At 61.4% G+C, this 23,211-nt stretch carries 23 protein-coding genes; 10 read left to right on the forward strand and 13 right to left on the reverse strand.

Annotated features, from left to right (window positions below; genetic code table 11):
• The 4 genes from rlmN (at window position 1) to H4I99_RS16605 (ending at window position 4,053) form a co-directional block, all read left to right on the forward strand.
• The gene (gene rlmN / locus H4I99_RS16590) at window positions 1-1,227 is read left to right on the forward strand and encodes a dual-specificity RNA methyltransferase RlmN (RefSeq protein WP_425314390.1); all 1,227 of its coding nucleotides are present in this window, start codon (window positions 1-3) and stop codon (window positions 1,225-1,227) included.
• A 101-nt stretch (window positions 1,228-1,328) separates the two neighbouring features.
• Complete coding sequence (locus H4I99_RS16595; RefSeq protein ID WP_163902060.1) at window positions 1,329-2,282, forward strand: ABC transporter substrate-binding protein; 954 nt, start codon at window positions 1,329-1,331, stop codon at window positions 2,280-2,282.
• 98 nt (window positions 2,283-2,380) lie between these two features.
• Window positions 2,381-3,262, forward strand: a complete 882-nt coding sequence (locus H4I99_RS16600) for an ABC transporter permease (RefSeq protein WP_163902058.1) — start codon at window positions 2,381-2,383, stop codon at window positions 3,260-3,262.
• Window positions 3,259-4,053: an ABC transporter ATP-binding protein gene (locus H4I99_RS16605; RefSeq protein ID WP_163902056.1), complete on the forward strand. Its 795-nt coding sequence runs from the start codon at window positions 3,259-3,261 to the stop codon at window positions 4,051-4,053. Before H4I99_RS16600 ends, H4I99_RS16605 begins: the two co-directional genes overlap by 4 nt.
• Window positions 4,054-4,121: 68 nt before the next feature.
• Here H4I99_RS16605 and H4I99_RS16610 read toward each other — a convergent pair whose 3' ends face one another.
• Window positions 4,122-4,763, reverse strand: a complete 642-nt coding sequence (locus tag H4I99_RS16610; RefSeq protein WP_163902054.1) for a LysE family translocator — start codon at window positions 4,761-4,763, stop codon at window positions 4,122-4,124.
• Window positions 4,764-4,851: 88 nt separating this feature from the next.
• Entirely contained in the window at window positions 4,852-5,703 is an 852-nt protein-coding gene (locus H4I99_RS16615) for an SDR family NAD(P)-dependent oxidoreductase (RefSeq protein WP_163902052.1), read from the reverse strand.
• 218 nt (window positions 5,704-5,921) lie between these two features.
• Here H4I99_RS16615 and H4I99_RS16620 point away from each other — a divergent pair, with 218 nt between their 5' ends.
• Entirely contained in the window at window positions 5,922-7,145 is a 1,224-nt protein-coding gene (locus tag H4I99_RS16620; protein ID WP_163902050.1) for an argininosuccinate synthase, read from the forward strand.
• Window positions 7,146-7,219: 74 nt separating this feature from the next.
• Here the strand turns inward: H4I99_RS16620 and H4I99_RS16625 are convergent, their stop codons facing one another.
• Complete coding sequence (locus tag H4I99_RS16625) at window positions 7,220-8,413, reverse strand: multidrug effflux MFS transporter (protein WP_186663349.1); 1,194 nt, start codon at window positions 8,411-8,413, stop codon at window positions 7,220-7,222.
• Window positions 8,414-8,679: 266 nt separating this feature from the next.
• On the opposite strand from H4I99_RS16625, the gene H4I99_RS16630 reads away from it, so the two are divergent.
• Window positions 8,680-10,743: a M3 family metallopeptidase gene (locus tag H4I99_RS16630; RefSeq protein ID WP_163902048.1), complete on the forward strand. Its 2,064-nt coding sequence runs from the start codon at window positions 8,680-8,682 to the stop codon at window positions 10,741-10,743.
• 33 nt (window positions 10,744-10,776) lie between these two features.
• Here H4I99_RS16630 and H4I99_RS16635 read toward each other — a convergent pair whose 3' ends face one another.
• The gene (locus tag H4I99_RS16635) at window positions 10,777-11,235 is read right to left on the reverse strand and encodes a YiiD C-terminal domain-containing protein (RefSeq protein ID WP_244625131.1); all 459 of its coding nucleotides are present in this window, start codon (window positions 11,233-11,235) and stop codon (window positions 10,777-10,779) included.
• A gap of 199 nt (window positions 11,236-11,434) precedes the next feature.
• Between H4I99_RS16635 and typA the strand changes: the two genes are divergently transcribed.
• The gene (gene typA, locus H4I99_RS16640) at window positions 11,435-13,255 is read left to right on the forward strand and encodes a translational GTPase TypA (RefSeq protein ID WP_163902046.1); all 1,821 of its coding nucleotides are present in this window, start codon (window positions 11,435-11,437) and stop codon (window positions 13,253-13,255) included.
• A 201-nt stretch (window positions 13,256-13,456) separates the two neighbouring features.
• Window positions 13,457-13,963, forward strand: a complete 507-nt coding sequence (locus tag H4I99_RS16645) for a GNAT family N-acetyltransferase (RefSeq protein ID WP_163905923.1) — start codon at window positions 13,457-13,459, stop codon at window positions 13,961-13,963.
• A 9-nt stretch (window positions 13,964-13,972) separates the two neighbouring features.
• On the opposite strand, the gene H4I99_RS16650 is transcribed toward H4I99_RS16645, so the two are convergent.
• A complete protein-coding gene (locus tag H4I99_RS16650) occupies window positions 13,973-14,596 on the reverse strand; it encodes a hypothetical protein (protein ID WP_163902044.1) in 624 nt (207 codons plus the stop codon).
• Between the two features lie 193 nt (window positions 14,597-14,789).
• On the opposite strand from H4I99_RS16650, the gene ppa reads away from it, so the two are divergent.
• Window positions 14,790-15,323: an inorganic diphosphatase gene (ppa, locus tag H4I99_RS16655; protein ID WP_163902043.1), complete on the forward strand. Its 534-nt coding sequence runs from the start codon at window positions 14,790-14,792 to the stop codon at window positions 15,321-15,323.
• Window positions 15,324-15,325: 2 nt separating this feature from the next.
• Here ppa and H4I99_RS16660 read toward each other — a convergent pair whose 3' ends face one another.
• Together H4I99_RS16660 and H4I99_RS16665 are read right to left on the reverse strand one after the other, a co-directional pair.
• On the reverse strand, window positions 15,326-15,640 hold the full coding sequence (locus tag H4I99_RS16660; protein WP_163902041.1) for a DUF167 domain-containing protein: 315 nt from the start codon (window positions 15,638-15,640) through the stop codon (window positions 15,326-15,328).
• Complete coding sequence (locus tag H4I99_RS16665; protein WP_163902039.1) at window positions 15,637-15,957, reverse strand: YggT family protein; 321 nt, start codon at window positions 15,955-15,957, stop codon at window positions 15,637-15,639. The genes H4I99_RS16660 and H4I99_RS16665 overlap by 4 nt, the downstream gene beginning before the upstream one ends.
• Window positions 15,958-16,068: 111 nt before the next feature.
• Here H4I99_RS16665 and H4I99_RS16670 point away from each other — a divergent pair, with 111 nt between their 5' ends.
• Window positions 16,069-17,316 carry an MFS transporter gene (locus H4I99_RS16670; RefSeq protein ID WP_163902037.1) on the forward strand — a complete coding sequence of 416 codons (1,248 nt, stop codon included), beginning with the start codon at window positions 16,069-16,071 and terminating at the stop codon, window positions 17,314-17,316.
• Between the two features lie 6 nt (window positions 17,317-17,322).
• Here the strand turns inward: H4I99_RS16670 and H4I99_RS16675 are convergent, their stop codons facing one another.
• The 6 genes from H4I99_RS16675 to hemC all read right to left on the reverse strand — a co-directional run bounded on the left by H4I99_RS16675 (window position 17,323) and on the right by hemC (window position 23,193).
• The gene (locus tag H4I99_RS16675) at window positions 17,323-18,054 is read right to left on the reverse strand and encodes a glutamine amidotransferase (RefSeq protein WP_244625132.1); all 732 of its coding nucleotides are present in this window, start codon (window positions 18,052-18,054) and stop codon (window positions 17,323-17,325) included.
• Complete coding sequence (locus H4I99_RS16680) at window positions 18,047-18,523, reverse strand: tellurite resistance TerB family protein (RefSeq protein WP_163902035.1); 477 nt, start codon at window positions 18,521-18,523, stop codon at window positions 18,047-18,049. The genes H4I99_RS16675 and H4I99_RS16680 overlap by 8 nt, the downstream gene beginning before the upstream one ends.
• Before the next feature lie 12 nt (window positions 18,524-18,535).
• Window positions 18,536-20,134, reverse strand: a complete 1,599-nt coding sequence (locus tag H4I99_RS16685) for a heme biosynthesis protein HemY (protein ID WP_163902033.1) — start codon at window positions 20,132-20,134, stop codon at window positions 18,536-18,538.
• Window positions 20,135-20,145: 11 nt separating this feature from the next.
• A complete protein-coding gene (locus H4I99_RS16690; RefSeq protein WP_163902031.1) occupies window positions 20,146-21,441 on the reverse strand; it encodes a COG4223 family protein in 1,296 nt (431 codons plus the stop codon).
• 89 nt (window positions 21,442-21,530) lie between these two features.
• Window positions 21,531-22,259 carry a uroporphyrinogen-III synthase gene (locus H4I99_RS16695; RefSeq protein WP_163902029.1) on the reverse strand — a complete coding sequence of 243 codons (729 nt, stop codon included), beginning with the start codon at window positions 22,257-22,259 and terminating at the stop codon, window positions 21,531-21,533.
• A gap of 4 nt (window positions 22,260-22,263) precedes the next feature.
• Window positions 22,264-23,193 carry a hydroxymethylbilane synthase gene (hemC, locus tag H4I99_RS16700; protein ID WP_163902027.1) on the reverse strand — a complete coding sequence of 310 codons (930 nt, stop codon included), beginning with the start codon at window positions 23,191-23,193 and terminating at the stop codon, window positions 22,264-22,266.
• Window positions 23,194-23,211: the final 18 nt, after the last annotated feature.

Here is a 23,211-nt window from a genome sequence, read left to right on the forward strand (position 1 = left end):
ATGGAAAATGTGATCGCACGTGATGTTGCACCGGCGGCGCCCGTTGCGGGCAGGCTATCCGAAAAGCCGTCCCTGATCGGCCTCAGCCGCGAGGACATGGCGGCTGCGCTGCGCGAGAAGGGTGTGCCTGAACGTCAGGTCAAGATGCGCGTCAGCCAGCTGTGGAACTGGCTCTACGTTCGCGGTGTTTCCGACTTCGACGCGATGACCAATGTCGCCAAGGACATGCGGGAAATGCTGAAGACGCATTTCACCATCGCACGCCCGGAAATCGTTGAAGAGCAGGTTTCCAACGACGGCACCCGCAAGTGGCTGCTGCGCTATCCGGCACGCGGCGCCGGCCGGCCGGTCGAGGTCGAGGCTGTCTACATCCCCGAAGAAGGTCGGGGCACGCTCTGCATTTCCAGCCAGGTCGGCTGTACGCTGACCTGTTCCTTCTGCCATACCGGCACGCAGCGGCTGGTGCGCAACCTGACGGCGGAGGAAATCCTTTCCCAGCTTCTGCTTGCCCGTGACCGGCTCGGCGATTTTCCCGATCGCGACGTGCCGGTTGGCGCCATGGTTCCTTCCAGCGACCGCAAGATCACCAACATCGTCATGATGGGCATGGGCGAGCCGCTCTACAATTTCGAGAACGTCAAGCAGGCGCTGTTGATCGCGTCGGATGGTGACGGCCTGTCGCTTTCCAGGAGGCGCATCACGCTCTCCACGTCCGGTGTCGTGCCGGAGATCTTCCGTACCGGTGACGAGATCGGCTGCATGCTGGCGATTTCGCTGCACGCCGTGCGCGACGAGTTGCGCGACATGCTGGTGCCGATCAACAAGAAGTATCCGCTGAAGGAACTGATCGACGCCTGCCGGAATTATCCGGGCCTCTCCAACGCCCGCCGCATCACCTTCGAATATGTGATGCTGAAGGACGTGAACGACAGTCTCGAGGACGCCAAGGCGCTGGTCCAGCTCCTGAAGGGCGTTCCGGCGAAGATCAACCTCATTCCGTTCAATCCGTGGCCGGGCACCAACTACCAGTGTTCCGACTGGGCGCAGATCGAGAAGTTTGCCGACTTCATCAATCAGGCCGGTTATGCCTCGCCGATCCGCACCCCGCGCGGTCGCGACATTCTCGCCGCCTGTGGTCAGCTGAAGTCGGAATCCGAGCGGATGCGCAAGACCGAGCGCCTTGCCTTCGAGGCGATGATGATCGTCGGCCATGGCGAGGACGACTAAGGTCTGATGGGCCTTGGCGGCGCCTTGGGCCTGCGAGATTGATTTTGACCGATCGCTTCCATAAGAAGACCGGATAAAACAAAATCCCGGAGGTTACCCCCATGCGCGCTATCCTGCTCGCCCTGTTTGCCGCCACTGCGATCGTCCTGCCCGCGAAGGCCGAGGACGTCACCGTTGCTGTTACCGCCATCGTCGAACATCCCGCGCTGGATGCTGCGCGCGACGGCATCAAGGAAGCCCTTGCCGAAGCCGGCTACAAGGAAGGCGAGAACCTGAAGTTCGTCTACGAGTCCGCCCAGGGCAATCCGGGCACGGCCGCGCAGATCGCCCGCCAGTTCGTCGGCGACGCCCCGACCGTCATCGTTCCGATCTCCACCCCGTCCGCCCAGGCCGTGGTTGCCGCCACCCGCGACATTCCGGTGGTCTTCACCGCAGTTTCCGACCCGCTTGGCGCGCAGCTGGTCAAGGACATGGAAAAGCCCGGCGGCAACGTTACCGGCTTGTCCGACATGTCGCCGGTTGCCGACCATATCGCGCTGATCAAGGAAATTACGCCTAACGCCAAGTCGATCGGCTTCATCTACAATTCAGCCGAAGCCAATTCGGTTTCCACGCTTGCCGCTCTCAAGGCCGAAGCGGAGAAGGCCGGCCTGACGGTCGTCGAATCCGTCGCCACCAAGTCGGCTGAGGTACAGGGTGCGACCCGCGCCCTCGTCGGTCGCGCCGATGTGATCTACATTCCGACCGACAACACCATCGTCTCGGCATTCGAGGCCGCCGTTGGTGTTGCCCAGGAAGCGAAGATCCCGCTCTTTGCTGGCGATACGGATTCCGTTTCCCGCGGCGCGCTTGCAGCGCTCGGCTTCAACTATTTCGACGTGGGCAAGCAGACCGGCGAAGTCGTCGTTCGCGTCCTGAAGGGCGAAAAGCCCGGCGACATTCCGGTGCGTGTTGCTGCCGGCACCGACCTGGTGATCAACAAGGCCGCTGCCGCCAAGATGGGCGTCACCTTCCCGGAAAGCATCACCAAGCGCGCGACCAAGACGATCGAATAACCATCCGACAGCGGGGCCGCGATTGCGCGGCCCTTGCTCTTGCCGGGCTGCGGGCGGACATGTCGCGATGTCCGCCGCAAGCTTGAAGGACTTCTGCCGTGAGCCAAATCGCCTTCTGGGGTGCCGTTGAGCTGGGTCTGGTCTTCGCCTTCGTGGCGATTGGCGTTTATCTTGCCTTCCGTGTCCTCGATTTTCCTGACCTGACCGTCGACGGTTCGTTCCCACTCGGTGCGGCGGTCGCCGCCGTGTTGATCATCGCTGGGCTGAATCCCTGGGTCGCGACCGCCATCGCCATGGTGGCCGGGTCCGCTGCCGGTCTCGTGACCGCGCTGTTGAACGTGCGTTTCCGCATCCTCAACCTGCTGGCCTCGATCCTGACGATGATCGCGCTGTTTTCCGTGAACCTCAGGGTCATGGGCAAGCCGAACGTCGCGCTGCTCAATCAGGACACCATGCTGACGCCGTTCTACGGCCACGGAATCCCCGAATATTATGTGCGCCCGCTTTTCGTCTTCGCGCTGGTCGCCATCGTGATCTTCCTGGTCTGGCGCTTTCTGGAAAGCGATGCCGGTCTTGCCATGCGCGCGACCGGCGCTAATGCGCGCATGGCCCGCGCACAGGGCGTGCAGACGGATAACCAGATCTATCTCGGCATCGCGCTCTCCAATGCGCTGGTGGCGCTTGGCGGCGCCTTGTTTGCCCAGACGAACGGCTTTGCCGATGTCACCTCCGGTGTCGGCACCATTGTCGTCGGCCTTGCGGCCGTCATCATCGGTGAGACTCTGTTCGGCAAGCGCGGCCTGCTCTTCGCTTTGATTGGCTGCGTCGTGGGCTCGATCGCCTATCGCCTCGCGATCCAGCTTGCGCTGTCCAGCGACGTGCTCGGCCTCAAGGCTTCCGACCTGAACTTCGTAACTGCGGTGCTGGTTGCGGTTGCGCTCGTCCTTCCCAGACTGCGCCGGGGAGGAGCTTCGGCATGATTTCGCTCGAAAACATTGATGTCGTCTTCGGCCGCGGCACGCCGCTGCAGAAACAAGCGCTGAAGAACGTCAGCCTGACGATCGAGACGGGTTCCTTTGTCACCGTCATCGGCTCCAACGGCGCGGGCAAGTCGACGCTGCTCGGCGTGCTTGCCGGCGATGTGCTGCCGACCTCCGGCCGGGTCAATATCGGCAATGCGGATGTGTCACGCAAGCCGACCGCCAGCCGCGCCGGCCTCGTGGCCCGCGTCTTCCAGGATCCGCTGGCCGGTAGTTGCGGTGCGCTTTCCATCGAGGAGAACCTTGCGCTTGCGGCCATGCGGGGCAAGCGTCGCGGCCTTTCGGCAGCTCTTGGCGGAACTCGTCGCGGCGAGTTCCGCGATCGGGTGGCTGCACTTAATCTCGGGCTGGAAAATCGCATGGCGGACCGTATGGACCTTCTGTCCGGTGGTCAGAGGCAGGCGGTCTCGCTGGTGATGGCGACGCTCAGCGGTTCCGAGGTGCTGTTGCTCGACGAACATACGGCGGCGCTCGATCCTGGCATGGCCGAGTTCATCATGAACCTTACGCAGTCCATCGTATCGGAGCGCAAGCTGACCACTCTGATGGTAACGCATTCCATGCGTCAGGCGCTGGATTTCGGCGCCCGCACCATCATGCTGCATGCGGGCGAGATCGTTCTCGACGTTGCCGGCGACAGCCGCAAGGATCTGCAGGTGGAGGACCTGATTAACATGTTCAGGCGCATCCGCGGCCAGACGCTGGATGACGATGAATTGCTGATCGGCTGATTTCGACAGTCAGACTATAGAGAGAACGGCGTCCGGGGTCGATCCGGGCGCCGTTTTTCGTTCCAGGTTCAGCGCGCCTGGGTGAACATGATCTTCACTGCGAAGACCGAAAAGACACCGGCGAAGGTGTAGTCGATGGCGCGGAGAACCTTGCGGTTCGTCTGCAGCCAGCTCGACAGGCCATCGGCCATGTAGATGATGCCGAGGCCGATCGGCAGCGACAGGACGATCGACCAGATGCCGAGGAAGAGCAGCTTGCCGGTAACGTGCGGATCGCTGGCGCTGACGAATTGCGGCAGGAAGGTCATGAAGAAGATGATGACCTTCGGATTGAGCAGGTTGACCCACAGGCCGTTCAGGAACGCCTTCATCGGTGCCGACTGGCGCTGGCCGTCGGCGCGCACGACGAAGTTCGAACCGTGGCGCACAGCCTGGATGGCGAGCCACAGCAGGTAGCCGGCACCGCCGGTCTTCAGGATGGTGAAGGCCGTCGGCGAAGCGACAATCAGCGCCGAAATGCCGAAGGCCACCAGCATGGTGTGGATGGAGATCCCGAAGCTCGTACCTGCGAGCGTCATGAGCCCCGTCGCCCGGCCGTCGCGCAGGGAGCGGCTGATCCAGAGCGTCATGTCCGGCCCGGGCGTGATGGCGAGCAGGAGAATGGCAAGACTGAAGGCGAGGATGGTGGGAAGACTCGGGATGAATTCCATGAGGGCGGGTCCGTAGCAGAGAGAAGCCCGATATGGGCGACGCTAATACGCCATCCATACCGGGCTGCGGGCGGCTTGCCAATCGTGCTTATTGACCGTTCAGGAAAGCCCTGAATTTCGTTCCGTAGTCCGGATGCCAGCGTGACAGGGGTGGCCGGTTTTCGACGATGTCTCCGGCAGCCCAGAGGATGCGCTTCTCGTCGGTCGTGCGGTCCACGTCGTTATCCGGGCAAAGAATGTAGAAATCACCGCGGTCGATGCTTTCCAGCATGAAGCCGATGGTCTCCTCCGGAGTCCATGCGCCTTCCGGTTTCGTCTTTGCCTCTCCCCGCGTCAGGTTGGTGAAGACCCAGCCCGGGATCAGCAGGTGGGCCGATATCCTGCAGCCTTCAGTGTTGCGAAGCTCGTGTTGCAGCGCTTCGGTAAAGGCTTTCACGCCGGCTTTCGAGACGTTGTAGGCCGGATCGCCGGGTGGAGTGGTGATGCCCTGCTTCGAGCCGGTGTTGATGATGAGGCCCGGTTCCCCATGGGCGATCATGTTCGGACCGAAGGTGCGGGTACCGTTGATGACGCCCATCAGGTTGACGGCAAGCACGCTTTCCCAGTTGGCCTGGGGACCAAAAATACTACTGCCCGGTTGAATACCGGCATTGTTCATGAGGACGTGTACGCGTCCGAAACGCTGGATGACGGCCCGTTCGAGGGCCTCGAGCTGATCCAGCTTGCTGACATCCGTCTCGATCGCCACGATGTCCGTATCCGGATTGGCGGAGAGTTTGGCGACTTTCTCACGCGCCTCGGCCAGCGGATCGCCGCCGAGATCGACAAGCACGACCGCCATGCCCTTTTTTGCGAAGGCCATGGCGGCGGCAAGGCCAATGCCGGATGCGGCGCCGGTGACGACTGCGACATTACCCCGGGAAAATGCCTGATGCTGCATATGGTGTCTCCTCGTTATGGCAGTTGAGCTTTTGATATGGGGCATCGTGAGGCGCGGTCAAACCTCAAAGTGCTCCTGCCACGGCCGCGCATCATCGCCGCTTCTGCCTTCCGCGGCATCGGTTCCCCTTGCACGGCGCGATAATCTCGCTAAAAGTGCCCGCAAACCAAGGGTTCGTATGCCCTTGGCTGCCCACGCTCACGAACGGACTTCTCATCATGGCATCGCATAAAGACGTGAAGAAGGTCGTGCTCGCCTATTCCGGCGGCCTCGACACCTCGATCATCCTGAAATGGCTCCAGACCGAACTCGGCGCTGAAGTCGTGACCTTTACTGCCGATCTCGGCCAGGGCGAGGAACTCGAGCCTGCACGCAAGAAGGCCGAGATGCTCGGCATCAAGGAAATCTTCATTGAGGACGTCCGCGAAGAGTTTGTCCGCGACTTCGTCTTCCCGATGTTCCGAGCCAACGCCGTCTACGAAGGCGTTTACCTGCTCGGCACGTCGATCGCCCGTCCGCTGATCTCCAAGCACCTGATCGACATCGCCAAGAAGACCGGTGCCGACGCCATCGCCCATGGCGCGACCGGCAAGGGCAACGACCAAGTTCGCTTCGAGCTTTCGGCCTATGCGCTGAACCCCGACATCAAGATCATCGCCCCCTGGCGCGACTGGTCGTTCAAGAGCCGTACCGACCTTCTCGAATTCGCCGAGAAGAACCAGATCCCGGTTGCCAAGGACAAGAAGGGCGAGGCTCCCTTCTCTGTCGATGCCAACCTGCTGCACTCCTCCTCGGAAGGTAAGGTTCTGGAAGATCCGTCGCAGGAAGCACCCGAATATGTTCACATGCGCACCATTTCGCCGGAGGCTGCCCCGGACAAGGCCACGATCATCAAGATCGGTTTCGAAAAGGGCGACGCCGTCTCGATCAATGGCGTTCGCCTGAGCCCGGCGACCATTCTTGCCAAGCTCAACGATTACGGTCGTGACAACGGCATCGGTCGTCTCGACCTCGTCGAGAACCGCTTCGTCGGCATGAAGTCGCGCGGTGTCTACGAGACCCCTGGCGGTACGATCCTGCTGGCCGCGCATCGCGCAATCGAGTCGATCACGCTCGATCGTGGCGCCGCGCACCTCAAGGACGAGCTGATGCCGCGTTACGCCGAGCTGATCTATTACGGCTTCTGGTTCTCGCCGGAACGCCAGATGCTGCAGGCCGCGATCGACCTCAGCCAGAAGGATGTGGAAGGCGAAGTCACCCTCAAGCTCTACAAGGGCAATGTGATGGTAATCGGCCGCGAATCCTCGAAGTCGCTCTATTCCGACCAGCTGGTGACTTTCGAGGACGACCAGGGCGCCTACGACCAAAAGGATGCCGCCGGCTTCATCAAGCTCAATGCGCTGCGCCTGCGCACGCTCGCCAAGCGCAACCTCAAGGGCTGATCCAGCCCTTTCAGGATTGAAATCATAAAGCCGCCGGGATTTTGGCTCCGGCGGTTTTTTATTGCGGGTTTCTTTCAGCCGGCGCGGCGGCGGGCTGCCTGCAGGCCGAGATAGGCGAAGATCGCCATGAATTCCATGAAGGGGATGACGGTGCCGAAGGCCGTCAGCGGATCGCCGATAGTGGCGGCGGCAATACCGCCGAGGAAGCCGGATCCCATCTGGCCGAAGCCGAGCAGGGCGGCGGCTGAGCCTGCGATTTCAGGATGCGGTTGAAGGCCGGCGGTCGTGATGTAAGGGATCACGAAGGCGATGCCGAAGGAGCAGACGGCAACCGGTCCCATGATCGACAGGAAGCTCGGCTCGATAAAATGGACCGAAAGCGCGATCATCGCTCCGCCGATGCCGACAAGGGTAAGGCCGGTGCGCAGGGAACCACGTTCACCCAGTCGGGGGCTGAGGAAGCGGAGCGTAATGGAACCGGCGAAGTAGAAGCCCGACTGCATCAGCATGCCAAGGCCGAACTGTGCAGGCGTCAAGCCGACGCGATTGATCAGCACGAAGGGAAGCATGGTCGATTGGGCATAGAGAGCCCCGACACATCCGCCCAGCACGAGGGCGCAGAACAGCACTCTCAGATCGCTGACAAGCGTGACATAGGATGAGACGAGGCGGACCGGGTGGATCCTCGACCTGTCGGCGACGGTCGTTTCCGCCATCAGGAAGGCGACCATCAGGCCACTCAGTATTCCAAAGCCGACCATCAGGTAGAAGATCGCCTGCCAGCCGGAAAGGGATAGCGCCAAGCCGCCGAGCGTCGGCCCCGCCGCCGGGCCGATGGCGAGCATGATGCCCATCATGTTGAGGATACGGGCGGCTTCCGGTCCCGTGAACTGGTCGCGGACTATGGCGCGGGATACCGTGACGCCGACCGACGCGCCGATGCCCTGGATCAGGCGGCCGGTCAGCAGCCATTCGACCGAAGGCGCGAAGGCAGCCGTCAGGCTTCCGGCGATATAGATGGCGAGGAAGGCCAGCGTCGCTTTTCTGCGTCCGAAGGCATCCGACATCGGGCCTGAGAGAAGCTGGGCGCAGGCGAACCCGGCGAAATAAAGCGAGAGGCTCATCTTGATGGCGCTGTCGGTCGTCCCGAAGGCTTTCACCAGTTCCGGCATGGCTGGCGTGTAGATCGCCATGGAGATGGGGCCGATGGTGGTCAGCAGCGCGCCGATCAGCGAAGTGCGGCGCTCGCTCATGCGAGCCTGTGTCATGCTATTCCGTTCGATCTGGTGGTCTTGGCGCCACGGGGCAATCGGTCTGGCGTCAGAAAGTGAGTTCGCCACCTTTTACGACCGGAAGGAGTGCTTGGCGAGAGGCGAAATATATCTGTCCGGCGTCCGGCCTCATGCATGGAAGGTCGGAAATTTTGCCTCCGTGATCGTTTGCGTGCTTGCCAATCAAATGGTCGGGATACCATATCGCGTAAGGTGTCCGCTTCGCGGGTATCGGATCGAGGATCGACCAAGGGAAAATTGTCATGAGCAAAACGTCGTCATTCAGCCCCGCCGTCTACGAGTGGAACGGCCCGAACGGGTTGCCGCGCTTCGAAGCGGTTTCTGACGAGGATTTCGCTCCGGCCTTTGATGTGGCTCTTGCCGGGCACGACGCGGAGATCGATGCCGTCGCGACCAATCCGGAGACGCCGACCTTTTCCAACACCATCATTGCTCTGGAGATTGCAGGGGACAATCTCTCGCGCGTGTCCTCGCTGTTCTGGAACCGGGCCGGCGCTCACACCAACGACACGATCCAGGCGCTGGAGCGCGAGATCGCCCCGAAGATGTCTCGCCATTATTCGAAGATCGGTATGAATGCCGAGCTGTTCCGCCGCATCGACGCGCTCTGGGAAAAGCGCAGCGAACTCGGCCTGACGACCGAGGAGCTGCGTGTTCTGGAGCGTCACTGGAAGGGTTTCGTCAAGTCGGGCGCCAAGCTTGAAAAGGCGAAGCAGGAGCGTCTCGCCGCGATCAATGAAAAGCTGGCGGGTCTTGGCGCGCGGTTCGGCCAGAATGTGCTTTCCGATGAAAAATCCTGGGTGCTGCCGCTCGACGGCGATGACGACCTTGCCGGCATTCCCGATTTCCTGAAGGACGCGATGGCTGCCGCCGCGCAGGCTCGCGGCAAGGGGGAGGCCTATGTGGTGACGCTGTCGCGTTCCATCATCGAGCCTTTCCTCACCTTTTCCACGCGTCGGGATCTGCGTGAGCAGGCTTTCAACGCCTGGATTTCCCGCGGCATCAATGGCGGCGAAACCGACAACCGCGAAATCGTCAAGGAGACGCTGGCGCTGAGGTCGGAGAAGGCCGGACTGCTCGGTTACAAGGATTTCGCCAGCTACAAGCTGGACGACACCATGGCCAAGACGCCGGAAGCCGTGAACGAACTGCTGATGAAGGTGTGGAACAAGGCGGTGGTGCAGGCGAAGTCCGAGGAGGAAGAACTTGCCGGGCTGATCGCCGAGGAGGGCAAGAACCACGAGGTCATGCCGTGGGACTGGCGTCACTATGCCGAGAAGCTGCGCGCCCGCAAATTCGATTTCTCCGAGACCGAACTCAAGCCTTATCTCCAGCTCGAAAAGATCATCGAGGCCTGCTTCGATGTTGCCGGGCGCCTGTTCGGCATCAAGGCGGTGCCGCTCAAGAATGTTGCCGGCTACCATCCGGATGTCCGGGTCTTCGAGATTCGCGACAACAACGACAAGCTTGTCGCCATGTTTCTCGGCGATTACTTCGCCCGGCCGTCCAAGCGTTCCGGCGCGTGGATGAGTTCGTTCCAGTCGCAGCACAAGCTACCCTTGAAGAACGGTGCGGTCGGCGAGATTCCGATCATCTACAACGTCTGCAACTTCGCCAAACCGGAAGAGGGCAAGCCGGCGCTGCTGTCGCTCGACGATGCCCGCACGCTTTTCCACGAGTTCGGTCATGCGGCCCATGGCATGCTGTCGAACGTGACCTATCCCTCCGTCTCGGGCACCGGCGTTTCCCGCGATTTCGTCGAATTGCCGTCGCAGCTTTACGAGCACTGGCTGACGGTGCCGGAGATTCTCAAAACCTATGCCGTCCATTACGAGACCGGGCAGCCGATGCCGCAGGCCCTTCTCGACAAGGTGTTGGCGGCCCGCACCTTCAATGCCGGTTTCGCGGCGGTAGAATTCACCTCGTCGGCGCTGGTCGACATGGCGTTCCACACCCGCGGCCCGGTCGAGGATCCGATGGCGGTTCAGGCGGAAGTGCTGGCGAAGATCGGGCTTCCACGCTCGCTGGTGATGCGCCACGCGACGCCGCACTTCCAGCATGTCTTCGCCGGAGACGGCTATTCCGCCGGCTACTATTCCTACATGTGGTCAGAGGTGCTCGATGCCGATGCTTTCGCAGCCTTCGAGGAAACGGGAAACGCCTTCGATCCCGCCATGGCCGAGCGCCTGAAGGCGAACATCTACTCGGTCGGCGGCTCCATCGATCCGGAAGAAGCCTACAAGGCCTTCCGCGGACGGCTTCCGAGCCCCGAGGCCATGCTCAAGCAGAAGGGGCTGGCTGCCTGACGGCGGCCTGATCCTCCAGTGAATGCCGGATGGTTAGCGCAATCCGGCATTGGAGAAGGCGACGAATTCTCCTTCAAGGCGGCCGGCGATAACGCCGTCCGTCTCCAATGCCGCGGCAACGAGTATGCGTGCGCGTCCGCGTCGGGCGAGCAGCCGCGTAAATGAAGCCCATGCGTCCTGATCGACAAGGTAGGAGCGCGCGGTGAAGTCGTCGCTGATCGGGGCGAGATAGTCCATGCAGTTGTGCTGGATGACCACCCGGCTCTCTAGCCCCTCGCATTTCAGCCGCAGGTGGACGAGCGACCAGGCGGCAAGGATGGCGACGGCTGAGGCGCTGCCTCCGAAGACCGTTTCGCGGTGATTGATGTTCGGGGCAAGCGGGGCCTGAAGTGTGATGCTGTCCGGTTCCGTCGCGAGGACGCGGACATGCATCGCGGCGGAAATCGGAATGTGATCGTGAAGATAGGCCTGCAGGTCAGTGGGTGTCATCATGGGGCTCGCCACGTCGGTTTTCCTCCCCGGAAGGTGTCTTGCGACACTGGATTTAGGAAGGCTGGAGGTATCCCGAAAGGCCCTTCTGACGCTGCCGAGGCTCTTTCCCCTTTCGCAATTGCAAAAAACAGGGTATGAGCGCGCCAAAGAAACAAGGCGCCGCACCCCGTTTTGCGCCCCAGCCATCAGAGATCCGTTCATGAACCTTCGCAATATCGCGATCATTGCGCACGTTGACCATGGGAAAACGACCCTTGTCGACGAACTCCTCAAGCAGTCCGGCTCGTTCCGCGAAAACCAGCGCGTTGCAGAACGCGTCATGGATTCGAACGACCTCGAAAAGGAACGCGGCATCACCATTCTCGCCAAGGCGACCTCGGTCGAATGGAAGGGTGTTCGCGTCAACATCGTCGACACCCCCGGCCACGCCGACTTCGGCGGCGAAGTCGAGCGCATCCTGTCGATGGTGGACGGCGCGATCGTTCTGGTCGATTCGTCGGAAGGCCCGATGCCGCAGACCAAGTTCGTGGTCGGCAAGGCGCTGAAGGTCGGTCTCCGCCCGATCGTCGCGATCAACAAGATCGACCGTCCGGACGGTCGCCACGAAGAAGTCATCAACGAAGTCTTCGACCTTTTCGCCAACCTCGACGCGACCGACGAGCAGCTCGACTTCCCGATCCTTTACGGTTCTGGTCGCGATGGCTGGATGAACGTCAACCCCGAAGGTCCGAAGGATCAGGGTCTGGCGCCGCTTCTCGACCTCGTTCTGGAACATGTTCCGGCGCCGAAGGTCGAAGAAGGTCCGTTCCGCATGATCGGTACGCTTCTCGAAGCAAACCCCTTCCTCGGCCGTATCATCACCGGCCGCGTCGCGTCCGGTTCGATCAAGCCGAACCAGGCCGTCAAGGTCCTGAGCCAGGATGGCAAGACGGTCGAAACCGGCCGTATCTCGAAGATCCTCGCATTCCGTGGCATCGAGCGTCAGCCGATCGAAGAAGCGCAGGCTGGTGACATCGTCGCCATCGCTGGCCTTTCCAAGGGCACGGTCGCCGACACCTTCTGTGATCCTTCGGTCACCGAAGCCATGCAGGCCCAGCCGATCGATCCGCCGACCGTCACCATGTCCTTCATCGTCAACGACAGCCCGCTGGCCGGTACCGAAGGCGACAAGGTAACGAGCCGCGTCATCCGCGACCGTCTGTTCAAGGAAGCCGAAGGCAACGTCGCGCTGAAGATCGAAGAAGCCGAGGGCAAGGATTCGTTCTACGTATCCGGCCGCGGCGAACTCCAGCTTGCGGTTCTGATCGAGACCATGCGTCGCGAAGGCTTCGAGCTTGCCGTTTCGCGTCCGCGCGTCGTCATGCACAAGGACGAGAACGGCGTCACGATGGAGCCGATCGAAGAGGTCGTGATCGACGTCGACGAAGAGCATTCTGGCGTGGTCGTGCAGAAGATGTCCGAGCGCAAGGCCGAGATGACCGAACTGCGCCCCTCCGGCGGCAACCGCGTTCGTCTGAAGTTCCTCGCTCCGACCCGCGGCCTGATCGGCTATCAGTCGGAACTGCTGACTGACACGCGCGGTACCGCGATCATGAACCGCCTGTTCCACGACTATCAGCCTTACAAGGGTGAAATTAGCGGCCGTACCAACGGCGTTCTGCTTTCGAACCAGTCCGGTGAAGCCGTCGCCTATGCGATGTTCAATCTCGAAGACCGCGGCCCGATGATCATCGAGCCCGGTGAGAAGGTCTATGCCGGCATGATCATCGGTATCCATACCCGCGATAACGACCTCGAGGTCAACGTTCTCAAGGGCAAGCAGCTGACCAACATCCGTTCGGCCGGCAAGGACGAAGCCGTTCGTCTGACCCCGCCGATCCGCATGACGCTGGACCGTGCGCTGTCGTGGATCCAGGACGACGAACTGATGGAAGTGACGCCGAAGTCGATCCGTCTTCGCAAGATCTATCTCGACGCTAACGACCGTAAGCGCTTCGACAAGGCAAAGATCCAGGCCTGATCTTCTTTCCAGGTCTGCATTTTCAAGCCCCGGCTCATCGAGCCGGGGTTTTTGTTTGTGGTTTGATTGTGGCCGGGCTTGCGGCAAAGGTTAAAAAAGCGTTAAATTTTCCCCGTTGAACCTGATGAAAAGTCTGTGGGTTCCTCGCTTTTCCGGCACCTGCCGGTGGTGATCGGAGCGCAGCGGGACGAAAGTGACGTTATGAAGACGTTGTCGATCGATGTTCGCCCTGCCGAGCGGCAGGATGCGAGGGCCATAGCGGAGGCGCATCGCGCATCCTGGCAGCACAGCTACGCAGGCCTCATTCCGTATCGCGCCCTGACGAAGATGATCGAGCGCCGCAGTGAAACATGGTGGCGCAAGGCGACCTCCGGACCCGCAACCATCCTCGTGGCCGACGTCGCCGGAACCATTGCCGGCTATGCTACCGTCGGTCTCAACCGGGCTCGCGCCCTGCCGCAGGAAGGCGAAGTCTACGAGATCTACATGCGTCCGGAATATCAGGGCATCGGTCTTGGCCATACTCTGTTCGGCGAGGCGCGCCGGCTGTTGAAGTCGCTCGGCTGCAACGGCACCGTCGTCTGGTGTCTCGAGGATAGCCGTCACGCGGTCGATTTTTTCCGCTCTAATGGCGGGATTGATGCGGTCGAGGGCATGGAAGACTTTGACGACGTTCAGCTCAAGAAGCTCGGCTTCATCTGGAGCTGATCTCTTTTCCTACTGCTGGAGGAAGCCGTCGGGGAAGACATGCGTCGGTTCCGATGCCTTGTCGCCACGTTTTCCGTGCCATGCCGCTTCCTGATGGCCGCAGGCGAAGTCCTTGGCCTCTTCGTCTGCGACTTTGCGCGCCATTTCGTTGGCATCTGGATTGGTGAGCGCGTCGACGTACCCCACTACGCAACCAAGGCCGTCCTCCTGCTGAGCCACGCGGCTGATCACAAGTACTTGCCCGGTGCTGGCTTTGGTTGGTACCCCTTGGGGACCCACATTTTCCAGGAACCAGCGCAGGATTGCGGCGAAAGGCTTGCCCGAATCGTCCAGGCGCCATTCGATCTTCGCGCCGACGTGATTGAAGGGCTCAAAGGATTCGAAGCCCTGTTCCTGCCATTTCTTGTCGAGTGGGCCGTAGAAGACACTCTGGCGCAGGTCGCCCTCGGAAAAATGGACCTGATAGTCTTTGTAACCGCTGCACAGCATTATCGCGCCCATGTCGTCGGAGGCAACCGTCTTGCACTTGTCGAGATCAAGATCGGTATAGGTGCTATCATTGGCCAGTGCTGGCTCGTTAAAGGCACAGAATGAGGCGATAGTCCCCAGGGTTGCAAATATTGAAAGCTTCATGGTCGATCCCCCAGACATCAAACAATTATACCAGATCCGGCCGAGCTTCGTGTAGGGTTGCTGCAGGAAATGCAAACTAATTAGGCCGGCAACCTTGCCGACGATTGTCGACCTCTTCGCCCAAAGCTGTGTTGCATTGCGTTATGATTCCCTTTAGGAAACCCCGGATTTCAACACTCCCATGGGGACGAAAATGCGTATCGATGCTATCGCCATTGGCAAGAATCCGCCGGAAGACGTCAACGTCATCATCGAGGTGCCGGTCGGTGGCCAGCCGATCAAGTACGAAATGGACAAGGACGCCGGCGCGCTGGTCGTCGACCGCTTCCTCTACACGCCGATGACCTATCCGGGCAATTACGGCTTCGTACCCCACACCCTGTCGGAAGATGGCGACCCGGTAGACGTTCTGGTCTGCAACACGCGACCGCTGGTTCCCGGCTGCGTCATCAACGTTCGTCCGATTGGCGTCATGATCATGGAAGACGACGGCGGCAAGGACGAAAAGATCCTTGCGGTCCCGGTTCCGAAGCTGACGCGCCGCTATGACAAGATCGAGAACTATACCGATCTGCCGGAAATTACGCTGAAGCAGATCGAGCACTTCTTTGAACACTACAAGGATCTTGAGCCCGGCAAATGGGTGAAGATCGCTGGCTGGCAGGGCGTCGACGTCGCCAAGAAGCTTATTCTCGAAGCCATCGAGCGCTACAACTCGAAGAAGTGAGTTCAGACGGTCGTAAGGGCGTCCAGCTTCCTTTCCAAATCCTCCGGGTCGCCATCGATCCGGAGGATTTTTTGTCTGGCTGTTTCTCCTGAGACGATGGAGATGGATGACTTTGGAACGGCAATCGCCTTTGCGATCAGGGTGATCAGCGCCTTGTTGGCCTTGCCTTTTTCAGGCACGCTGGTGACTCGGGCGCGAAGGCAGGCCTCACCTTCCGCGTTTTCCTCTAGCCCCTCCAAAGCATCGCGCCCCGCATTCGGCGTTAACCGAATTGCGAGGCGCAGATGGTCTTCGAGGCGCTTGTAGGGTCGCTTCACAGAAAGAGCGGAACGATGCTGTTCCACATCAGCGAGCGGATGAAGAAGATGAGGAGCAGGACGACGATCGGCGAGATGTCGATGCCGCCAAGGTCAGGCAGAATCCTGCGTATCGGCCGTAAGACCGGTTCCGTCACGTTGTAGAAGAAGCTGCCCAGCGAATTGACGAAGCTGTTGCTCGAATTGATGACGTTGAATGCGTAAAGCCAGGAAAAGATGGCACTGGCGATCAGTATCCAGGTGTAGAGGTTCAATGCCAGATCGATCGTCTGAAACAGCGCGAGCATGCGGGTCTCCATTTCTCGGTTGACAGACATGTAGACATTGGCGACTAAGCGGGCAAGTACTGCGGTCAGCCGGAAAACGAAACATGTTTAACGGGCGCGCCGGTTTATCCGCGCAGCGTGCCCAGAGTGGAAAGTCCCGTCATGCATGCCTCCAGGTCCGGGGATCGTTTCGCAGCCTTCCGGCACGTTTCCTATGCACGCTTCTTCTTCGCCCGGTTTCTTGGAGCTTTCGCGACCCAGATCCTGAGCGTTTCCGTCGGCTGGCAGATGTATGACGAGACGAAGAGCGCCTTCTATCTCGGCATGATCGGGCTCGTGCAGTTCTTGCCGGCCCTGCTTCTGATCCTCGTCACCGGCTCGGTCGTCGACCGCTATAACCGGCGTGCGATCGTTGCCATCTGCATGATCGTCAGCGCGCTTTGCGCGGGGGCGATGCTGGTCATCACCGCGTTCGATGCGTTCGAGCCGATCCTCGTCTTCATTATCCTGACCATCTTCGGCATCGAGCGTGCCTTCAATTCTCCGGCGGTGCAGTCGCTGGCGCCGAACCTCGTGCCGGCCGAAGATCTTTCCAATGCGGTGGCGTGGAATTCTTCCTCCTGGCAGACGGCTTCGATCATCGGTCCGGTTGCGGGCGGCCTGCTTTACGGTTTCAGCCCGGTGTTGGCCTATACGGTTTCGTTCGTCTTCTTCCTCGGTGCGGCCCTCCTGGTCTTCATGGTCAAGAAGCCCGCGCAGCGTACTTCGTCGAAGGCCGTGACCTGGAACACGATCCTTGCGGGCTTCCGCTTCATCTTCGGCGAGAAAGTGGTGCTGGGGGCGATCTCGCTCGACCTGTTCGCCGTTCTGCTTGGCGGGGCTATCGCCCTGATGCCGGTTTTCGCCAGCGATGTGCTGACCCTTGGGCCCTGGGGCCTCGGCCTTCTCCGTTCGGCGCCAGGTGTCGGAGCGATTATCGTTGCGGTGACCCTTGCGAGCTTCCCGATCCGTCATAATGCCGGTGTCTTCATGTTTATCGGCGTTGCGCTGTTCGGAGTGGCGACGGTGATGTTCGGCCTCTCGCAGACGGCATGGATTTCCATCCTGGCGCTGATGCTGATGGGGGCGGCCGATATGGCGTCGGTCTATGTGCGCGAGACGCTGATCGCGCTCTGGACGCCGGATGAGGTGCGTGGTCGGGTGAATGCCGTCAATATGGTGTTCATCGGGGCATCGAACGAACTCGGTGAATTCCGGGCCGGCACGATGGCGCATCTGGTTGGACCGGTTCCGGCGGTGGTAATCGGCGGTCTCGGCACGCTTGCCGTCGCGATCCTGTGGTCCATCGGCTTCCCGCAGCTTCGCCGTATCGACAGCCTCGACGCACCGAATTCTCAGGATCACAAATAGGCGGCTTCAGGCCGGGCAGCGGTTCTTCTCGAAGACGAGATCGAGGAATTCGGACAGCCATGCCTTGAGCGGCGCATCGAAGATCATGCGCCCCTCAAGATGGTCGCGGCCCTGCTGGGCATTAGGCATGACGAAACGGCTTGCGCCATGCACCACCCAGCGATGCATCATTGCCCGGGTCAGTTCGGCATGGAACTGGATGCCCCAGGCGTTCTCGCCATAGCGGATCGCCTGATTGCGGTAGATATCGCCTTCCGCAAGCCGCTGACAGCCATGGGGAAGGTCGAAGCCCTCGCGGTGGAAATGATAGACCATTTTCGGCCAATGCATAAGCAGGCGGCCGTGTTCGGTCGGGCGGATGGGATACCAGCCGATCTCGACGCGGCCCTGAGGTTCAGTTTCCACTTTGCCGCCGAGGTGATGCACCAGCATCTGGGCGCCGAGGCAGATGCCGAGATACGGCTTGTTTTCCTTCAGCGGAATATCGAGCCAGTTGATCTCGGTCTTGACGAATTCGTCGGGGTCGTTGGCGCTCATGGGGCCGCCAAAGACCACTGCACCGGAGTGCTCGGCCAGAGTTTTTGGCAAGGCCTCGCCAAGGACCGGCCGGCGAATGTCCAACGGATAGCCCTTCTCAAGCAAAAGCTGACCGACGCGGCCGGCACTGGAGCGTTCCTGATGCAGGACGATGAGTACCGGAGCCTTGATACTCCGCCGTCGGTCGGGCATGTCAAGCATCGCTGTCGCTCCCCAGTCCGGCGCGGTTCACGGCATCGCGCCGTTCGCTGACACGGTCGCGACCCGACACGCCGAGCAGGTCGGCGATGCGCCAGATCACATGGTCTTCCATCTCGCTCCTGTCGCCGTCCGCATAGACAATGTCCCAGAGAATACCGACCAGCTGTTGGCGTTCGGCTTCGTTAAGGTGCCGTTTCAGGTCGGAGGTGAACCGGTAGTAGTCCACTGCCTCGCTCTCGGCTTTCTGGCCCGCATCAAGAAGTTCCTCAAGCTGCCCGCCCTCGAGGCCGTATTGTTCCCTGAGCAATTGCCGCAGCTTGTCCCGTTCGGCCTTGTGGACGAAGCCATCGGCCTCCATCACCTGAAAGCACAGGGCGGCGACCGCGATCCTCGGATCGTCAGGAGCAAAGGCGTTCCTTTCCCCACCTTGAGTCAGGGTCTGGAAGAAGGATTGCAGGCGTTCCAGCATGAGTTCTCCCTGTCAGAAAAGCCGGAGGCGGGTCTTGCTGTCGTCCGTTGCCCCCGCAGGATCGCGCACGCCGGGATCATCGGGCGGTCGGCCGAAGAACGGTTCGGGAACCGCCGTCGGAGCAGTCTCCTGCACCTTCGGCGTCTCCTGGGCGGGCTTGCGTACGGGCGCTGGCGCAGCGGCAGGCGTTGTGGTTTCGATGAACGGGTGCGTTTCGCGGTTTTCGGGGGCGGCTGGCGGCTGCGGCTTTGTCTGCAAGGGCGGCAGCGCACTCAGTGCCTGCTCGCCGCGGCTGATGGTGCCGTCCTCGATTGCGCCTTCGACCTGGTCGAAAGGCATTTTCCATTCGAAGGCATCCAGTTTGCCGGTGATGGGGGAAAGCGGCAGCCACCTTTCCGAGACGTAGCCATCGGCCACCCAGGCCGGGTCGCGACCGGCTTTCAATGCCTCGCCCATCCAGTAGCGGATGCGGCCCTGATCGTTCGTTTCAGCTTCCTCGATGTCAGCAAAGAGCAGGTAGACGCGCTCGCTCGATTCCATGCGGGCGGCGGCTTCCGCCTTGCTGCGCGCCTTGGCGAAGTCCTGGGCGTCGAGAGCGGCCTCTGCGACGATCAGCAGGGACTCGATGTTGTTGGGACGCAAATGCTCCAGACGCTCCGCCTTCTTCAACCTGTCGACGGCGCTATCGCCGCTGCGCGCCCGGAGATAGGTGTGGGCGATATCCGGGTGGGGCGAAAGCTTCCAGACCTGTTCCAGCACGCTCGTGGCTTTTCGCAGGTTGTCTTCCCGAAGGTAGCCTTTGGCGGCGACGATGGCCGCCGGCACCAGATCCCTGGCAAGCTTCAAAGCCTGAACAGCATTGTCTCGGGCAACGGACGGATCGCTTTCCAGCCGGTCCTCGGCCTTTGCGGTCAGAAGAACAGCCTTCAGGCGGTCGGCTTCGGCGCGCTTCAGGACATGGGCGACGCGCTGCTGGTCGAGCAGGCGGATCGCATCGTCCCAGTGACCAGCGCGACAGCGGTGTTCCAATGTCGATTTTGCCGCCCAGGGAAGGTAGGGCGCACTTTCGGCGGCGGTTTCCGCATATTGGCGTGCAGCCTCGTGGGCGCCGAGGCGGGTCGCCTCGACATGAAGCCCCCGCAGGCCGAGTTCGCGGGTTTCCGGATCCTCCGACATCTGCTGGAACAGGCGGCGGGCCTCATCGAAACGTCCCTCGATCACGGCGGCTTGCGCATCGAGCACGAGGATCAACGGCTCCTGATCGGCACGCAGCAGGCCACGAGCGCGGGCGCTCATCTTGCGGGCGAGTGCTGCATTGCCCGCACCGGCAGCAATAAGACCGGTCGAGAGAGCCTGATAGCCCCGATCCCGGGTGCGGGCACGGAAGTAACGGCGCACGGAATGCGGTGAAGTCCACACTGTCCGGGCGAACCACCAGACGAACATCACGAGCGCGACGATCGACACAAGAATGGCGGCGGCAACCATCAGGCTCATTTCGATCAGCTGGCCCTGCCAGATGATCGACAGCGAACCGGGACGTTCGGCAAGCCATGCGAAGCCGATACCGAGAAGAAGGACGAGGACGACGTAGGACAGGATTCTGAGCATCTATCGTTTCCTCAGCCCCGGGTGCCGTTGACGGCATTGGCCATGGCCGTGCCGATCAGCGCTTCCACGTCAATGCGGGTTTTCAGCAGATCATTGAAACCTGATGATGCCGCCTTTGCGGCGTCGGGCAGGGTATCCCATTCGAGTGAAGCACCCTTGAGGTCGCCATTCTGCAGCTTGTCCTCCATGCGGGCGATGATCGCCTCGGGCGTCGATCCCTCGACATTGCCGACAGGGCGAACCTTGACCACGGACAGGGCGCTGGAAAGAAGCCGCTGGCCGATGCCTTCGTTCGGATCCGGCTGGTGGATCGCGGCGAGTGCCGCATCTGCGGTCTGCGAGAAACGGCGAATGAGATCGGCGCGCGACTGAACGCCGGTCGCCGCATGCGGACGCAGGCCTTCCACTGCCGGATCATCCGGCGCAATGCTGGCGAGAGCATCGAGTTCCGCGAGATAGGGGCCACCCCGGTCGATCGCCGACTTCAGGGCCGTCACGGCGATGGCGCGGGCCATCTGCACATCGGTGCGCGGCTCCTCGATCTTCTTTTCGGCTTCTGCAAGGCGGCGCTCGCTGTCCGAGAGCGCCTGGCTGTTGCCGGCGACCGCATTGCGAAGGGTGGCGAGCGCTTCCTCGTTCTGGGCGAGTTTCAACCGGAGTTCCTCAACCGCACCTGGGTCGATGGCGGTTTCCTGTCGGCTTGCCACGGATGCCTCAAGGGCTGCCAGACGCTCCGCCAGAGCCGGATCGGTGGCCGCCGGTCCCGCTGCGGGCAGATTGGCGATCTGTGAACGGAGTACCTCAATCTCGGACGAAAGAGCCGATGTGTCAGCGTTGGAGCTTCCTGAGGGGGAAGCCGCCGGCAGGAAGCCGGCATATTGCATGCTGCCGGCGGCAAGCAACGCGATCAGGCCGCCTATAATGCCGGCTGCGACCAGAGACGAAGTCGCAGGAGCGGAGCGAGGTGTCGGAGCGGCGTAGGAGGGTGCGGTATCGGACGGTGGCGCTTCAGCGGAGGTCGCCTCGGAGGCGGTTCCCGTTTCGGCAAAGATGTCGCTGTTCGGCTTCCCTTCCACGGGCTCTGCCGGCGAAGGCTGTTCGGCAGTTGTTGCGGTTTCAGAGTCCTGAAGCGGTGCGTCGATCGGGCTGGTATCGGCCCGCGGCATCGAGGCATCCGCTGATATCTCCGCGTTGCCCGCCTGCTGCGTGGCCTCGGCCTCCGCGGGCTTCGCTTCCTCTGCTGTCAGGTCGATCGTGACCGGATCTTGCGGCGACTTCGATCGACGGGGCGGCTTTCCGGAAACCATGGCAACCTCTTCATTTCCCTGCGGTGCAGTAAAACTAGTCAGTGAAACAGAGGAAGGGAAGGCCGAAGATCAAAATTGGACCCTCTACCTTAGAGTAGCGCCAGCAGCGAAGCCTCCGTCGGAAGCCGGGCTACGCCGGCTTTCTGCTGCAATTGCGGGGGAATCGCGTTGCGGATTCTTTCGCTAAGGCAGAGGAATTTTACCTCTTCAAGCGTGTGCTTGCACGCTTTCGTGAAGGGCAGGGCGAAGAAGCGTCGCACGCTTTCGACGGAATAGAAGAGAATGGCGTCGACAGGCGGCGCTGTCAGGCTGTCCTGCAATGCCTGTTCGGTGATGGATGTGTTTTCCATGCGGTAGCATTCGCAGATGCTTGCCGGGATGTGTCGTTCTTCTAGAGCCTCTTCAAGACCGAACGCGCGTGGCTTCCCGGCCAGATAAAGCAGCGGTCGCCCAGCGGAATTCCTGCCTTCGAGATCTCGGGCGATGATTGCCGCCAGTGCGGCCCCATCGCCATCTCCCGCCACGACCTGCTGGAAACCCAGTCGCCTCGCGGCTTCAGCGCTTGCTGCGCCGACCGCGAAGAACAGGTCTTCTCGATAGGGCGAAATGGCATCGGCTCCCAGTTCCTCCAACGTACGGATGGCTTCAGCGCTGGTGACGGCGATTGCCGCATGGGGAAAGTCCAGCGCAGCTCTCGTCGCCGGAGTGTCGTGGACCGCCCTTGCGAGCGGGAGCACGACCGGGTCGTGCCCCATAAGGCGCAGTTTTTCGGCCGTGCGCGTGGCCGAAGGCTCCGGGCGCGTCACGAGAACGCGCACGGTTTCAGCTCCAGCTTTCGAAGAAACCGGTGCCGGCTGTTGCCCGCACGGCTTCGCCGGCATTGCGTCCGATCCGTTCGGCGTCGGTAGCGCTGCCTTCGGATGAAATGTCGTGAAAGCGGCTGCCATCCGGCGTCAGGATCATGCCGTAGAAACCGATCTTTCCTCCTTCCGAAATCGCGTGACCTGCGATCGGCGTGCGGCACGAACCGTCGAGTGCGCCGAGGAATGCCCGCTCGCAGGTCACGGCATTATGCGTGGTGCGGTCGTTGATCGCCTCCAATAACGTATTTACCCTCTTGTCGCCGATGCGGCTCTCGATGCAGATTGCACCTTGGGCGGGGGCTGGCGGAAAGTCCCTGGGGTCGAGCAGTTCGGTCGGAACGTCCTGCTTTCCGAGACGCTTCAGCCCGGCAAAGGCAAGGAGCGTCGCATCCACATGCCCTTCGGCCAGCTTGCGCAGACGGGTATCGACAAGGCCGCGGAAGGTGATGACGTTGAGATCCGGGCGCAGGCGGCGGATCAGTGCCTGACGTCGCAGTGACGACGAACCGACGGTCGCGCCTTCAGGAAGTTCGACAAGGCGCGGGGCGGCTGCGCCGACGAAGGCATCGCGTACGTCTTCCCGCGGCAGAAAGGCCGAGAGAAAGAGGCCGTCCGGCAGGACGGTCGGCATATCCTTCGAGGAATGGACTGCAAAATCGAGTTCGCCGGACGCAAGCTGCTCTTCCAGTTCGGCGGTGAAAAGGCCCTTGCCGCCGATTTCGGCGAGAGAACGATCGGTGATACGGTCGCCCTTGGTCGTCAGTGCGACGATCTCGAACATCTCTTCCGGCAGGCCATGGGCCGCCATCAGCCGGCTGCGGGTCTCATAGGCCTGGGCGAGCGCCAGCGGGCTGCCGCGCGTGCCGATGCGAAAAGGTTTTGTTTGCATCCGATCTGATCCGTTGTT

This window comes from Paenirhizobium daejeonense (assembly GCF_014280875.1).
Classification (GTDB): Bacteria; Pseudomonadota; Alphaproteobacteria; order Rhizobiales; family Rhizobiaceae; genus Allorhizobium; species Allorhizobium daejeonense.

Coding starts and splice junctions, on each gene's coding strand:
- rlmN (WP_425314390.1), top strand. CDS start 1: ATGGAAAATGTGATCGCACGTGATGTTGCACCGGCGGCGCCCGTTGCG.
- H4I99_RS16595 (WP_163902060.1), top strand. CDS start 1,329: ATGCGCGCTATCCTGCTCGCCCTGTTTGCCGCCACTGCGATCGTCCTG.
- H4I99_RS16605 (WP_163902056.1), top strand. CDS start 3,259: ATGATTTCGCTCGAAAACATTGATGTCGTCTTCGGCCGCGGCACGCCG.
- H4I99_RS16610 (WP_163902054.1), bottom strand. CDS start 4,763: ATGGAATTCATCCCGAGTCTTCCCACCATCCTCGCCTTCAGTCTTGCC.
- H4I99_RS16615 (WP_163902052.1), bottom strand. CDS start 5,703: ATGCAGCATCAGGCATTTTCCCGGGGTAATGTCGCAGTCGTCACCGGC.
- H4I99_RS16620 (WP_163902050.1), top strand. CDS start 5,922: ATGGCATCGCATAAAGACGTGAAGAAGGTCGTGCTCGCCTATTCCGGC.
- H4I99_RS16625 (WP_186663349.1), bottom strand. CDS start 8,413: ATGACACAGGCTCGCATGAGCGAGCGCCGCACTTCGCTGATCGGCGCG.
- H4I99_RS16630 (WP_163902048.1), top strand. CDS start 8,680: ATGAGCAAAACGTCGTCATTCAGCCCCGCCGTCTACGAGTGGAACGGC.
- H4I99_RS16635 (WP_244625131.1), bottom strand. CDS start 11,235: ATGATGACACCCACTGACCTGCAGGCCTATCTTCACGATCACATTCCG.
- typA (WP_163902046.1), top strand. CDS start 11,435: ATGAACCTTCGCAATATCGCGATCATTGCGCACGTTGACCATGGGAAA.
- H4I99_RS16645 (WP_163905923.1), top strand. CDS start 13,457: ATGAAGACGTTGTCGATCGATGTTCGCCCTGCCGAGCGGCAGGATGCG.
- H4I99_RS16650 (WP_163902044.1), bottom strand. CDS start 14,596: ATGAAGCTTTCAATATTTGCAACCCTGGGGACTATCGCCTCATTCTGT.
- ppa (WP_163902043.1), top strand. CDS start 14,790: ATGCGTATCGATGCTATCGCCATTGGCAAGAATCCGCCGGAAGACGTC.
- H4I99_RS16665 (WP_163902039.1), bottom strand. CDS start 15,957: ATGTCTGTCAACCGAGAAATGGAGACCCGCATGCTCGCGCTGTTTCAG.
- H4I99_RS16670 (WP_163902037.1), top strand. CDS start 16,069: ATGCATGCCTCCAGGTCCGGGGATCGTTTCGCAGCCTTCCGGCACGTT.
- H4I99_RS16675 (WP_244625132.1), bottom strand. CDS start 18,054: ATGCTTGACATGCCCGACCGACGGCGGAGTATCAAGGCTCCGGTACTC.
- H4I99_RS16680 (WP_163902035.1), bottom strand. CDS start 18,523: ATGCTGGAACGCCTGCAATCCTTCTTCCAGACCCTGACTCAAGGTGGG.
- H4I99_RS16685 (WP_163902033.1), bottom strand. CDS start 20,134: ATGCTCAGAATCCTGTCCTACGTCGTCCTCGTCCTTCTTCTCGGTATC.
- H4I99_RS16690 (WP_163902031.1), bottom strand. CDS start 21,441: ATGGTTTCCGGAAAGCCGCCCCGTCGATCGAAGTCGCCGCAAGATCCG.
- hemC (WP_163902027.1), bottom strand. CDS start 23,193: ATGCAAACAAAACCTTTTCGCATCGGCACGCGCGGCAGCCCGCTGGCG.